The following is a 14373-nucleotide window of genomic DNA, read 5'->3' as shown; positions in this document are numbered from 1 at the left end:
GCCCGGTTACATTCCGAACCCGGAAGCTAAGCCTTACAGCGCCGATGGTACTGCAGGGGGGACCCTGTGGGAGAGTAGGACGCCGCCGAACAATTATTCAAAAGGGTTGGACCCCGAACTTCGGTTCTGGGTCCAACCCTTTTTTGTTGCCATGAGCCGCGCCGCTCGCCGTGACCGAGGCCGGGCCGGCAGGGCCCACGGAGGCTGCCTCCGCCGACGTTCTGATTCGGCGGCGTGACGGCCGGTTGGTGGTTGGGAGCACGGCTGTGTTCGGGGTATGATCTACTTCGTTGCCGCGAGGGAAACCTCGAAAAGCGACCGGCCCCTATAGCTCAGTCGGCAGAGCGTCTCCATGGTAAGGAGAAGGTCAACGGTTCGATTCCGTTTGGGGGCTCCAGCAGAAAGGCCCCGCCCTTCCGGGCGGGGCCTTTCGCGTTCTCCCGCTCAGTCCGTCATGAGCTCCGGAACCCGCATCGCCAGGATCGCCATGTCGTCGGACGGCGCGTCCGACGCGAAGCGCTCCACGGCACGCATGATGCGGGCAGCCACGGCGCCGGCCGTCAGGCCCGTGCAGGTGGTCAGGACGTCCGCGAGACCGTCGTCGCCGAGCATCCTGGTGCCCTCACGGCGTTCGGTGACGCCGTCCGTGACACACAGCAGAACGTCCCCAGGGTCGAGCGTGACGGTCTGCTCGTACAGCTCCAGGTCGTCCATGACGCCGAGCAGCGGCTGGGGGTCGGCGGCCGGCTCCACCGTGCCGTCCTGGCGCAGGCGCAGCGGCAGCGGGTGGCCGGCGCAGACCACCTTCAGCAGTGCGCTGCCGTCCTCCTGCGGCCACAGTTCGCCGTACAGCAGGGTCAGGAAGCGGCTGCGGGCGCCCTCGTCGAGGATCGCGGCGTTCAGGCGCTGCAGCACCGCCGGGCCGCCGAAGCCCTCGCGGGCCAGGAGCCTGAGCGCGTGGCGGGCCAGGCCGGTGACCGCCGCCGCCTCCGGGCCCGTCCCGCAGACGTCGCCGATGGCGAAGCCGTAGGCGCCGTCGCGGATGGGGAACAGGTCGTAGAAGTCGCCGCCGACCTCGTTGCCCTCGCCGGCCGCGCGGTAGATGACCTCGACCTCGACGCCGTCGATGTCGGGCAGGCCGGGCGGAAGGAGGCTGCGCTGGAGCGACTGGCTGATGGCCGTGCGCTCCGAGTACAGGCGGGCGTTGTCCAGGGCGAGCGCGGCGCGGCGGCTGAGGTCCTCGGCCAGTTCCAGGATCTCCTGGCGGAAGTGCTCGTCGGCGGGCTTGCCCAGGGTCAGCATGCCGATGACGCGGTTGCGGGCAACCAGCGGCAGGACCACCGCCTCGCCGCCGACCGCGGCGGCGGTGGCGAGGGTGGGGCCGATGGTCGTGCCGACCCGCTGGGGTGAGTCGCCCAGGCCGAGACTGCGCATGGAGGTGCGCAGCGCCGCCTGATGGGCCGCCTCGCCGGGGGCCGCCCAGACCCGGGCGCCCGGGGTCGGTACCGGGTCCGGCGGGTCGATCCGCGACAGGAGGGCCTTGATGCCGTCGATCAGTTCCTCGTCCTCGTGCAGGACGTACGAGAGGTACGGCTCGGACGCCTGGTCGGCGATCGTGTAGACGGCGCACCAGGTGGCCAGGGTGGGGACCGTCATCTGGGCCATCAGGGCGAGGGTCTGGTCGCGGTCCAGGGTGCCGGCCAGCAGGTCCGAGGCCTCGACCAGGAAGCTCAGGGAGCCGCGGCGCAGACGCTCCAGTTCGCCGAGGCGTGCCGACTCCACGGCCAGGGCGATCCGGTCGGCGGCGAACTGCAGCCGCAGCGCCTCCTCGTTGGAGTACCGGCCGGGGGCCTCCGCGGCGACGCCGAGGGAACCGGTGAGGCGGCCCTCCACCTTCAGCGGGACGGTGACGACCGAGCGCATGCCGGTGCCGTTGAGGAGGGGAACGGCGCCGTTGACGGCGGTGAGGTCGTCGTGGACGGCCGGCATGCGGGCGGAGCCGTAGCGGCCGGAACCCGCCTCGACGGGGACCCGGGCGAAGCGCTGGCGGGCGGAGGGCAGTCCGGTGGAGGCCCGGACCTCCAGTTCCGTTTCGTCGTCGGTGGCCAGCAGGAGGAAGGCGGCGTCGCCGTCGAGCATGTCGCGGGCGCGTTCCACCGTGCGCTGGAGGAGGCCGTCGAGGTCGTCGGGGGGCGGGGAGCCGATGAAGACCTCGAAGGGATCGGCGCCGGAGCCGTCGGCGGAGGTGCCCGCGTCGGAGGAGGCAGGGACGCGCAACGGTGTCTGCAGGACGGCCCGTTCGTGGTCGCCGACCAGCAGGCAGACGGTGGACGGCTCGCCGTCGGTGTCGCGGACGCGCAGATGGGAGGCGTACACGGGGATGACGCGGCCGTGGGCGCCGCGGATGCCGTAGCTTCCCTCCCACCGGGAGAGCCGGAGCGCCTCGGCGATGCCGGTACCGGTGCCCGGGGTGTGGGGCCAGGCCGCGAGGTCGGTGAGCGGCTTGCCCGTGACCTGCTCGGCGGGGTAGCCGAACAGGTCTTCGGCGTCTTCGTTCCAGGCCGTGATGGAGCCGCTCCGGTCGATCTGCACGACGGCGACGCGGACCCGGCCGTCGGTGACGGGCAGGAGGGCGGTGGGCAGGGCGGGGCCGGCGGCGCGGGTGCCGACCGGCCGCTCGGGCAGGTCGAGCTGGAACCAGACGCTCTTGTGGGTGGGCGTGTACTCCACGCCCCAGTGGCGGGCCAGTGCCGCGCACAGTTGCAGGCCGCGGCCGCCCTCGCTGTCGGGGCTGCCCATGTTGACGGCGGTGGACTGCACGGGGAGCTCACGCTCGGGGTAGCGGTCGGACACCTCGATCCGTACCGCTTCGTCGCTGCGCAGGCAGGCCACGTCGGCGGCGGTGCCGGCGTGGACGACGGCGTTGGTGACCAGTTCGCTGGTGAGCACCACGGCGTCGTCGACGATGTCGCCGAACCCCCACCCCTGGAGGGTGTCGCGGACGAAGGACCGGGCGGTGGCGACCGATCGTCCGACGGGCTCGAAGCTGGCGGCCGCGCGCGCGGTGATCACAGAACTCCTCGTCCGGTTGTCGACGTGCTCGCCCGAGGGGCCGCCCGGGTCGTGGCGCTGCTCCGGCAGCTGCGAACCCTTCGGCTGTGGCTCGGGGGTCTGCCCCCCGGCGATCACTCCGGTGGTCATGTGTGCGGCCGCCTCCGATGCCCGCTCGTTCCGTGCCACCGCCCAGGCCGGACGGACCGGCGCGGCTGGACAGCCCCGTGCAAGGTTATCTACCTTCGCCATCCGTGCGGATGCCGGTCGCCAGTGTTTCCGCCCAGAGGGTGTGCGGACGATGTGCGAAGCTGCCGAACTGTTATGGCCTGGTTCGGCAGGGGTGAAACACTGGGCAGGCTCCCGGTGACGATCCGGGCAGGCTGAGTGAGCTCCGGCGGCGGAGGGCAGCAGCCCTACGTGCAGTCCGACGGCACCGGCGGGCATGCGCGGCAGCGACCGGTACGTCGGGCAGGAGTACCGCTCAGCCAAGCAGTGATGGTCGAGCCCCGCGGGAGGGACACAGTGGAGTCTGGCGCAGCGGCGCGTGGCACGAAGACGCGCGCGAAAGGCGGACAGTCCCCGAGCAACCAGCGTGCGCCGCGGAACGGCACCACCGTGGTCGACACGGCGTCGCTGAACCGCCTGCTGGCCGCTCTCGTGTCGATGCGCGACGGCAACTTCCGCAAACGGCTGACGGTGGCCGGGGACGGCGAGCTGGCGGAGATCGCGGCGGTCTTCAACGAGGTGGCCGACCGCAATCTGCACCTGACCGGGGAACTGGCGCGGGTGCGTCGCGTGGTGGGCCGTGAGGGCAAGCTGACCGAGCGTCTGGAGACCGGCGCCTGCGAGGGGTCCTGGGCGGCCGCGGTGGACAACGCCAACGCGCTCGTGGACGACCTGGTGCGGCCCGTCTCCGAGGTGGGCCGGGTGCTGTCCGCGGTCGCCGAGGGTGATCTGTCGCCCCGGATGGAGCTGCGGACGCAGGCGCCGGAGGGGGCCGGGCATCCGCTGCGCGGGGAGTTCCTGAAAGTCGGGCGGACGGTGAACAACCTGGTCGACCAGCTGTCGACGTTCACCGACGAGGTCACGCGGGTGGCCAGTGAGGTGGGCACCGAGGGCAAGCTGGGCGGTCAGGCCCGGGTACGCGGCATGTCGGGTTCGTGGAAGGACCTGACGGACTCGGTCAACACGATGGCCTACCGGCTGACCGCGCAGGTGCGGGACATCGCGCTGGTGACCACGGCGGTGGCCAAGGGTGATCTGTCGCGCAAGGTGACCGTGCACGTCGCCGGCGAGATGCTGGAGCTGAAGAACACCGTCAACACGATGGTCGACCAGCTGTCCGCGTTCTCCTCGGAGGTGACGCGGGTCGCCCGTGAGGTGGGCACCGACGGCATCCTCGGCGGTCAGGCGCACGTCCCGGGCGTGGGGGGCACCTGGAAGGAGCTCACCGACTCGGTGAACCTGATGGCGGGCAACCTGACCGCCCAGGTGCGCGGCATCGCCCAGGTCACCACCGCCGTCGCCAACGGTGACCTCTCGCAGAAGGTTACGGTGCCGGCGCGCGGCGAGGTCGCGCAGCTCGCCGAGACGATCAACCAGATGACCGAGACGCTGCGGATCTTCGCGGACGAGGTCACCCGCGTGGCGAACGAGGTGGGCGCCGAGGGCCGGCTGGGCGGGCAGGCGAACGTGCCGGGCGCGGCGGGGACGTGGAAGGACCTGACGGACTCCGTCAACACGGTCTTCCGGAACCTCACCACGCAGGTGCGGGACATCGCGGCGGTGACGACGGCCGTGGCCAACGGCGATCTGTCGCAGAAGGTCACCGTCGACGTGGCCGGCGAGATGCTGGAGCTGAAGAACACCGTCAACGGCATGGTCGACCAGCTGTCGTCGTTCGGTGCCGAGGTCACGCGCGTGGCGCGGGAGATCGGTGTCGAGGGCGAGCTGGGCGGGCAGGCGCAGGTGGCGGGCGCGGCGGGGACGTGGAAGGACCTGACGGACTCCGTCAACACGGCGTTCCGCAACCTCACCGGCCAGGTGCGCAACATCGCGCAGGTGACGACGGCCGTGGCCAACGGCGACCTGTCGCAGAAGGTCACGGTGGACGTCTCCGGCGAGATGCTCCAGCTGAAGAACACCGTGAACACGATGGTGGACCAGCTGTCGTCCTTCGCCGACCAGGTCACCCGGATGGCGCGGGACGTGGGCACCGAGGGCCGCCTGGGCGGTCAGGCCCGCGTGGACGGTGTGTCGGGGACGTGGAAGGAGCTCACGGACTCCGTCAACTTCATGGCGGGCAACCTGACCTCGCAGGTGCGGCAGATCGCCCAGGTGACGACGGCGGTGGCCCGCGGTGACCTCTCGCAGAAGATCGACGTCGACGCGCGTGGCGAGATCCTGGAGCTGAAGAACACCATCAACACGATGGTCGACCAGCTGTCCGCCTTCGCCGACCAGGTGACGCGGGTCGCCCGTGAGGTGGGCACGGAGGGCCGTCTCGGCGGTCAGGCGCAGGTGCCCGGCGTCGCCGGCGTGTGGCGGGACCTGACGGACTCCGTGAACGGCATGGCGGGCAACCTCACCGCGCAGGTCCGCAACATCGCCCAGGTCGCCACCGCCGTGGCGCGCGGTGATCTCTCCCAGAAGATCACCGTGGACGCGCGCGGGGAGATCCTGGAGCTGAAGAACACCCTCAACACGATGGTGGACCAGCTCTCGTCGTTCGCCCAGGAGGTCACCCGGGTGGCCCGGGAGGTGGGCACGGAGGGCATCCTCGGCGGGCAGGCGGAGGTGCAGGGCGTCTCCGGCACGTGGAAGGACCTGACGCAGTCCGTCAACTTCATGGCGAACAACCTGACCATCCAGGTCCGCAACATCGCCGAGGTCACCACGGCGGTCGCCAAGGGCGACCTGTCGAAGAAGATCACCGTGGACGCCAAGGGCGAGATCCTCGAACTGGTCACCACGGTGAACACGATGGTGGACCAGCTGTCGTCGTTCGCCGAGCAGGTCACCCGGGTCGCGCGCGAGGTGGGCACGGAGGGCATCCTCGGCGGCCAGGCGCACGTGCCCGGGGTCACGGGCATCTGGAAGGACCTCAGCGACAACGTCAACCTGATGGCCAACAACCTGACCATGCAGGTGCGCAACATCTCCCAGGTCGCGGCGGCGGTCGCCAACGGCGACCTGACGCGGACGGTGACGATCGAGGCGCGCGGTGAGGTGGCGCAGCTCGCCGACACCTTCAACACCATGGTGAAGACGCTGAGTTCGTTCGCCGACCAGGTCACCAAGGTGGCCCGCGAGGTGGGCACGGACGGCATCCTCGGCGGTCAGGCGTACGTCCCGGGTGTGGCGGGCACCTGGAAGGACCTCACCGAGTCGGTGAACCAGATGGCGTCCAACCTGACCGGTCAGGTGCGCAACATCGCCATGGTCACCACCGCCATCGCCAAGGGCGATCTGACGAAGAAGATCGACATCGACGCGCGCGGGGAGATCCTGGAGCTGAAGACCACCATCAACACGATGGTGGACCAGCTGTCCTCGTTCGCCGAGGAGGTCACCCGCGTGGCCCGTGAGGTGGGCACGGAGGGGCAGCTCGGCGGCCAGGCGCGGGTGCGGGACGTCGACGGCACCTGGCGGGACCTGACGGAGTCCGTGAACGAGATGGCCGGGAACCTGACCCGGCAGGTGCGCGCCATCGCGCGGGTGGCGACCGCGGTGACCCGCGGCGACCTGAACCTGAAGATCGACGTCGATGCGTCCGGCGAGATCCAGGAACTGCAGGACTACATCAACAAGATGATCGCCAACCTGCGCGACACCACGATCGCCAACAAGGAGCAGGACTGGCTCAAGGGCAACCTGGCCCGTATCTCCGCGCTGATGCAGGGCCGCCGGGACCTGGAGGACGTGGCCTCGCTGATCATGAGCGAACTGACCCCGGTGGTCTCCGCGCAGCACGGGGCGTTCTTCGTGGCGGTGCCGCTCATGGACGGCCGGGACCTGGCCGCCGAGGGCGACGACCGGTACGAGCTGCGGATGCTCGGCTCGTACGGCTACTCGATGGGGTCGATGCCGACGTCGTTCCGGCCGGGTGAGGCGCTCATCGGCACCGCCGCCGAGGAGAAGCGCACGATCCTGGTCGAGAACGCGCCCAGCGGCTACCTGAAGATCTCCTCCGGGCTCGGCGAGGCGCCGCCCGCGCAGGTGATCGTGCTGCCGGTGCTGTTCGAGGGGACCGTGCTCGGGGTCATCGAGCTGGCGTCGTTCACGCCGTTCACGCAGATCCAGAAGGACTTCCTGAACCAGATCGCGGAGATGATCGCCACCAGCGTCAACACGATCTCCGTCAACACCAAGACGGAGCAGCTGCTGAAGCAGTCGCAGGAGCTGACCGAGCAGCTGCGGCTGCGCTCGGAGGAGCTGGAGCAGCGGCAGAAGGCGCTGCAGGCGTCCAACGCCGAACTGGAGGAGAAGGCCGAACTGCTGGCCCAGCAGAACCGCGACATCGAGGCCAAGAACTCCGAGATCGAGGAGGCGCGGCAGGTACTGGAGGAACGCGCGGAGCAGCTCGCGGTGTCCATGCGCTACCGCAGCGAGTTCCTGGCCAACATGTCGCACGAGCTGCGCACGCCGCTGAACTCGCTGCTGATCCTGGCCAAGCTGCTCGCCGACAACGCCGAGGGCAACCTTTCGCCGAAGCAGGTGGAGTTCGCCGAGACGATCCACGGGGCGGGATCGGACCTGCTGCAGCTGATCAACGACATCCTGGACCTGTCGAAGGTCGAGGCGGGCAAGATGGACGTCTCCCCGACGCGTATCGCGCTCGTCCAGCTCATCGACTACGTCGAGGCCACGTTCCGGCCGCTGACCGCGGAGAAGGGCCTGGACCTGTCGGTGCGGGTGTCGCCGGAGCTGCCCGCCACCCTGCACACCGACGAGCAGCGGCTGCTGCAGGTGCTGCGCAACCTGCTGTCCAACGCGGTGAAGTTCACCGACTCCGGGTCCGTGGAGCTGGTCATCCGGCCGGCGCGGGACGACGTCCCGCAGGCCATCCGGGAGCAGTTGCTGGAGGCCGGTTCGCTGACCGACCCGGACGCACCGCTGATCGCGTTCTCGGTCACCGACACCGGCATCGGCATCGCGGCGAGCAAGATGCGGGTGATCTTCGAGGCGTTCAAGCAGGCCGACGGCACCACGAGCCGCAAGTACGGCGGGACGGGCCTGGGGCTGTCCATCTCGCGGGAGATCGCCCAGCTGCTCGGCGGTGAGATCCACGCGCAGAGCGAACCGGGTCGCGGCTCGACGTTCACGCTGTACCTCCCGCTGCACCCGGGGGAGCTGCCGCCGCAGGGCTACCAGCAGCCGCCGTCCTCCCTGGGCGCCGACGAGTTGCTCGCCGCCGCGGAGTCCTCGGGAGCCGAGGCGTCGGAGCTGTCCGCCGCGGAGATCGAGACCCCGGCCGAGGTGAAGTCGTACCAGGAGACCCAGAACGGTCCGGCCGCGCTCTTCCGGCGCCGCCGCCGGGCCCTGCCGTCGGCCGGCCGGCGGCCCGCGCAGCCGGGGTCGGCGGTGCGGGAGCCCTGGGCGGCAGGGGAGCAGGAGGCGGCGCAGCGGGGGCACCGGGACATCCGGTTCGGCGGTGCGAAGGTGCTGATCGTCGACGACGACATCCGCAACGTCTTCGCTCTGACCAGCGTGCTGGAGCAGCACGGCCTGTCGGTGCTGTACGCGGAGAACGGCCGTGAGGGCATCGAGGTCCTGGAGCAGCACGACGACGTCGCGGTCGTCCTGATGGACATCATGATGCCGGAGATGGACGGATACGCGACGACCACGGCGATCCGGCGGATGCCGCAGTTCGCCGGGCTGCCGATCATCGCGCTGACCGCCAAGGCGATGAAGGGCGACCGGGAGAAGGCGATCGAGTCGGGCGCCTCCGACTACGTCACCAAGCCCGTCGACCCGGACCATCTGCTCATGGTGATGGAGCAGTGGATGCGGCAGGAGTGAGGAAGGGGTCCGGGGCCCTGGGAGGGGCCTCGGCGGGGCCCTTCCGGGGTGGGGCTCCGGCAGGGTTTCGGAGAGGTCTCTCCGGGGCGGCCGGCGGCCCTGTCCCGAGCCGTCGCCCCGGCGGTCGCGCCGTCCGGACGCCGGCCTCGGACGATCCGGAAGGACCGGGAATGCCGATCGTTTGTGTGCAGTTGCCGAGTGAATATGGCCGAGGCTGTGCGCGAGTACGGTGCGAAGCCGTGTAGAACGACGGGATTCGGGGAACTTTCAGGTCTCCCGCTGCGTTTCCTCTACGTGCACAGTGACATCGCAGTGACAGGGTGTGGCGACGAGCGGGGTACGGCTACGATGACCGGCACAAGGACGGACGACGCAAGGGAGTCGTCCGCTGGGGCGGCACCCGCAAGTGTCGCCCCGGTTCCTGCGGACAGGGGCGGCCCCAAGCCGGGGCGAGGAGGGCGGGCCATGGTGCAGAAGGCCAAGATCCTCCTGGTCGATGACCGGCCGGAGAATCTGTTGGCGCTGGAGGCCATCCTCTCTGCGCTGGATCAGACACTGGTGCGGGCATCGTCCGGGGAGGAAGCGCTCAAGGCGCTGCTCACGGACGACTTCGCGGTGATTCTGCTGGACGTCCAGATGCCGGGCATGGACGGATTCGAGACGGCCGCCCACATCAAGCGGCGGGAGCGGACCCGGGACATCCCGATCATCTTCCTCACCGCGATCAACCACGGTCCCCACCACACCTTCCGGGGCTACGCGGCCGGCGCGGTGGACTACATCTCCAAGCCGTTCGATCCGTGGGTGCTGCGTGCGAAGGTCTCGGTCTTCGTGGACCTGTACATGAAGAACTGCCAGCTGAGGGAGCAGGCGGCCCTGCTGCGGCTGCAACTGGAGGGCGGCGGCAAGGGCGGCGTCGGCGAGGGCAAGGAGTCGGCCGGCCTGCTCGCCGAGCTCTCCGCCCGGCTGGCGGCCGTCGAGGAGCAGGCCGAGGCGCTGTCCAAGCAGCTGGACGACGAGTCGGCGGACGCGGCCGCGGTCGCCACCGCCGCGCACCTGGAACGCAAACTCACCGGGCTGCGGCGGGCGCTGGACGCGCTCGAGCCGGGCGCCGGCAACGCCCCCTCCTCCGTTCCCTCCCAGAACTGACGCCCCGCCGTCCGGCGTTGACGCCCGCGCCGCGGGCCGCGCGGCCGTCGGCCCCTCCGTGACGAAGCGTGATCCGTCGGGTCCTCGACAGGACGCGGGCGTGAGACGGCGTCAGTTCCGTGGTGTCGCACCGGCGACACGAACGGGTGAAGCATGGCGCACACGTGTCCAGAGTGGCCCGCACCGGTAATCTCACATCCATGGCCTCACGTCCCTCCGCAGCCAAGAAGCCGCCCGCGAAGAAGGCGGCCGCTCCCGCGAAGGCTCCGGCGAAGAAGGCCGCTGCGAAGACGGCCCCCTCCAGGAAGGCACCCGCCCGGAAGGCCGCGGTGAAAAGGCCCGCGCCCAGGCCGGCGCCGAGCCCGACCGGTGGCCTCTACCGACTCGTACGCGCCCTCTGGCTCGGCCTCGCGCACGCCGTCGGCGCCGTCTTCAGGGGCATAGGGCAGGGCGCGAGGAATCTCGACCCGGCGCACCGCAAGGACGGCGTCGCGCTGCTGCTGCTGGCCCTCGCCCTGATCGTGGCCGCCGGCACCTGGGCCGACCTGCGCGGCCCCGTGGGTGAACTGGTCGAGATCCTGGTGACCGGTGCCTTCGGACGGCTGGACCTGCTCGCGCCGATCCTGCTCGGGGTGGTCGCCGTGCGTTTCATCCGGCACCCCGAGCAGCCCGAGGCCAACGGCCGTATCGTGATCGGCCTGTCCGCGCTGGTGATCGGCGTCCTCGGCCAGGTCCACATCGCCTGCGGCGCGCCCGCCCGCAGCGACGGGATGCAGGCCATAAGGGACGCCGGCGGCCTCGTCGGCTGGGGCGCGGCCACCCCGCTGACGTACGCCATGGGCGAGATCCTCGCCGTGCCGCTGCTCGTGCTGCTCACCGTCTTCGGCCTGCTGGTGGTCACCGCCACCCCGGTCAACGCGATCCCGCAGCGACTGCGGCTGCTCGGCGTGAGGCTGGGCCTCCTCCCGGACGCGGACGACGTACTGCCCGAGTACGGCGAGTACGTCGAGGACGGCCGGTACGACGAGCGCTACGACGACCAGTGGCGCGAAGCGGGGCCCGCGCGCCCCCGCAGGCGTCAGGACGCCCCGCAGGCCTACGACCCCGACGGCGCGGAGCGGGAGGCCCTCTCCAAGCGCCGTGGCCGCCCGCGGCGTTCGGCGGTGCCGCAGCCGGAGATGGACCGGCGGATGGACGCCGTGGACGTCGCCGCGGCCGCCGCCGCCTCGCTCGACGGAGCCGTTCTGCACGGCATGCCGCCGTCGCCGGTAGTCGCCGACCTCACCCAGGGCGTGAGCGCGGGCGACCGCGCGGAGACGACTCCCACGCCCGTCCCCGCCGCCCGCCCGGGCCGGCAGGACCCGGCGGCGCCGCCCGCGGCGGACACCGCCCCGCCCGTCCGCCCCCGCGGCGACACCGCCCCGGCACCCGTCGCCCAGCCCGGCAGGACGGTGACGGGGGTTCCCGACCTCACCAAGGAGCCACCCTCCGAGCCCCGAGAGCTGCCGGCGCGCGCCGAGCAGCTGCAGCTGTCCGGCGACATCACCTACGCGCTGCCCTCCCTGGACCTGCTGGAGCGCGGCGGGCCCGGGAAGGCGCGCAGCGCCGCCAACGACGCGATCGTGGCAGCGCTCACCACCGTCTTCACCGAGTTCAAGGTCGACGCCCGGGTCACCGGCTTCACCCGGGGCCCGACGGTCACGCGGTACGAGGTGGCGCTCGGCCCCGCCGTGAAGGTGGAGCGGATCACCGCTCTGACGAAGAACATCGCCTACGCCGTCGCCAGCCCGGACGTGCGGATCATCAGCCCGATCCCCGGCAAGTCCGCGGTCGGCATCGAGATCCCGAACACCGACCGGGAGATGGTCAACCTCGGCGACGTGCTGCGTCTGGCGCAGTCCGCGGAGGACGACGACCCGATGCTCGTCGCGTTCGGCAAGGACGTCGAGGGCGGCTATGTGATGCACTCACTGGCGAAGATGCCGCACATGCTGGTCGCCGGCGCCACCGGTTCCGGCAAGTCCTCGTGCATCAACTGCCTGATCACCTCGATCATGATGCGGGCCACGCCCGAGGACGTCCGGATGATCCTGGTCGACCCCAAGCGCGTCGAGCTCACCGCCTACGAGGGCATCCCGCACCTGATCACGCCGATCATCACCAACCCCAAGCGGGCCGCCGAGGCGCTGCAGTGGGTGGTGCGGGAGATGGACCTCAGGTACGACGACCTGGCGGCCTACGGCTACCGGCACATCGACGACTTCAACCGCGCGGTGCGCGAGGGCAAGGTCAGGCCCCCGGAGGGCAGCGAGCGGGAGCTGCAGCCCTACCCGTACCTGCTGGTGATCGTCGACGAGCTCGCGGACCTCATGATGGTCGCCCCGCGCGACGTCGAGGACGCGATCGTGCGCATCACGCAGCTCGCGCGCGCGGCGGGCATCCACCTGGTGCTCGCCACGCAGCGGCCCTCGGTCGACGTCGTCACCGGTCTGATCAAGGCCAACGTGCCCTCCCGGCTCGCCTTCGCCACCTCCTCGCTCGCCGACTCGCGGGTCATCCTGGACCAGCCCGGTGCCGAGAAGCTGATCGGCAAGGGCGACGGCCTGTTCCTGCCGATGGGCGCGAACAAGCCGGTGCGCATGCAGGGCGCGTTCGTGACCGAGGAGGAGGTCGCGGCCGTCGTCCGGCACTGCAAGGACCAGATGGCGCCGGTCTTCCGCGAGGACGTCGTCGTCGGCGGCAAGCAGAAGAAGGAGATCGACGAGGACATCGGCGACGACCTCGATCTGCTGTGCCAGGCGGCCGAGCTGGTCGTCTCCACGCAGTTCGGGTCGACGTCCATGCTCCAGCGCAAGCTGCGGGTGGGCTTCGCCAAGGCCGGCCGGCTGATGGACCTGATGGAGTCGCGCGGCATCGTCGGCCCCAGCGAGGGGTCCAAGGCGCGGGACGTCCTGGTGAAGCCCGACGACCTGGCCGGCGTGCTCGCGGTGTTGCGAGGGGAGTCGGAGGGGTAGCAGTACCGGGAGGGGACGCGCCCGTTCGGCGGATTGTCTTACTGCGGGCGGGTGGGTGGACCGTGATCCACCCGTTAGCCGACGGCGGGCAACCGTTTCCCTTGGGCATACGTCAAGTTGAGCGAAAGGTCGGAAGCCGGTCCCACCATGGGTTTCGGGTCCGGCCGGCCGTCGGTCTGCCCGGCCATTCCGACGGCGTACAAAGTCGTACCGCCGGGTCGCTCCACCCTCTGCCACCCCCCTAGACTGAACGTCCTGCACAGGCGGCTACACGCTCGAAAGGCGCCCCCGTGTCCATCGGCAACTCCCCTGAAGACGAGCGTCCGTTCGAAGACGTTCCCCAGGAAGCCCGCCCCTCCATCGGCCGCGCCCTGCGGCAGGCGCGCCTCGCCGCCGGGCTGACCGTCGACGACGTCAGCAGTGCCACTCGGGTCCGCATCGCCATCGTGCACGCCATCGAGGCCGACGACTTCGCCCCCTGCGGCGGGGACGTGTACGCCCGCGGGCACATCCGGACCCTGGCGCGAGCCGTCCACATCGATCCGGCCCCGCTGCTCGAGCAGTACGACGCCGAGCACGGCGGGCGCCCCGCCCCCACTCCCGCCGCCCCGATGTTCGAGGCGGAACGCATCCGCCCCGAACGGCGCGGGCCCAACTGGACCGCGGCCATGGTCGCCGCGATCGTCGCCGTGGTCGGCTTCGTCGGCTTCACGGCCTTCAAGGGCGGCGACGACGGCCGGACACAGATCGCCGAGGACGCCGCGCCCACGACCAGCAAGCCGGCCGCGCCGACGCCCGGCAGCAGCAAGCCCACCGACCAGAAGCCCGAACCGTCCGACAGCGCCATCGCCGCCGCTCCGCAGGACAAGGTGACCGTCCAGGTCAGCGCGCCCAACGGACAGAGCTGGATCTCGGCCAAGGACCACAACGGCCGGGTGCTGTTCGACGGGCTGCTGAAGAAGGGCGAGTCCAAGACCTTCCAGGACAGCGACAAGGTCAACCTGATCCTCGGCGACGCCGGCGCGATCCAGCTGTACGTCAACGGCAAGAAGATCGAGGACCAGTTCCAGCCCGGCTCCGTGGAACGCCTCACGTACACCAAGGGCGACCCGCAGGTGGGGTAACCGCTCCC

Annotated in this window: 5 protein-coding genes, 1 tRNA gene and 1 rRNA gene; 6 read left to right on the top strand and 1 reads right to left on the bottom strand. The window is 70.8% G+C overall.

Annotated elements, in window-relative coordinates:
- Both rrf and ACWDNY_RS16255 read left to right on the top strand, forming a co-directional pair.
- Positions 1 to 91 (top strand): 5S ribosomal RNA (gene rrf, locus ACWDNY_RS16260); the annotation flags it as partial.
- Between the two features lie 230 nt (positions 92 to 321).
- Positions 322 to 397 (top strand) — tRNA-Thr (locus tag ACWDNY_RS16255).
- 47 nt (positions 398 to 444) lie between these two features.
- On the opposite strand, the gene ACWDNY_RS16250 is transcribed toward ACWDNY_RS16255, so the two are convergent.
- Positions 445 to 3201, bottom strand: a complete 2757-nt coding sequence (locus ACWDNY_RS16250; RefSeq protein WP_451646396.1) for a SpoIIE family protein phosphatase — start codon at positions 3199 to 3201, stop codon at positions 445 to 447.
- Between the two features lie 375 nt (positions 3202 to 3576).
- Between ACWDNY_RS16250 and ACWDNY_RS16245 the strand changes: the two genes are divergently transcribed.
- From ACWDNY_RS16245 to ACWDNY_RS16230, 4 genes are all read left to right on the top strand, one after another.
- Entirely contained in the window at positions 3577 to 9078 is a 5502-nt protein-coding gene (locus tag ACWDNY_RS16245; protein WP_451646395.1) for a HAMP domain-containing protein, read from the top strand.
- Positions 9079 to 9543: 465 nt separating this feature from the next.
- Positions 9544 to 10227 (top strand): response regulator, encoded by a 684-nt coding sequence (locus ACWDNY_RS16240; protein ID WP_451646394.1) that lies wholly within the window; start codon positions 9544 to 9546, stop codon positions 10225 to 10227.
- 200 nt (positions 10228 to 10427) lie between these two features.
- On the top strand, positions 10428 to 13241 hold the full coding sequence (locus tag ACWDNY_RS16235; RefSeq protein ID WP_451646393.1) for a DNA translocase FtsK: 2814 nt from the start codon (positions 10428 to 10430) through the stop codon (positions 13239 to 13241).
- A 290-nt stretch (positions 13242 to 13531) separates the two neighbouring features.
- On the top strand, positions 13532 to 14365 hold the full coding sequence (locus ACWDNY_RS16230; protein ID WP_451646392.1) for a helix-turn-helix domain-containing protein: 834 nt from the start codon (positions 13532 to 13534) through the stop codon (positions 14363 to 14365).
- Positions 14366 to 14373: the final 8 nt, after the last annotated feature.

The sequence above is a fragment of the Streptomyces sp. NPDC003697 genome (genome assembly GCF_053587115.1).
The sequence above is the reverse complement of the archived record's forward strand: the minus strand, read 5'-3'. Positions and strand labels throughout refer to the sequence as shown.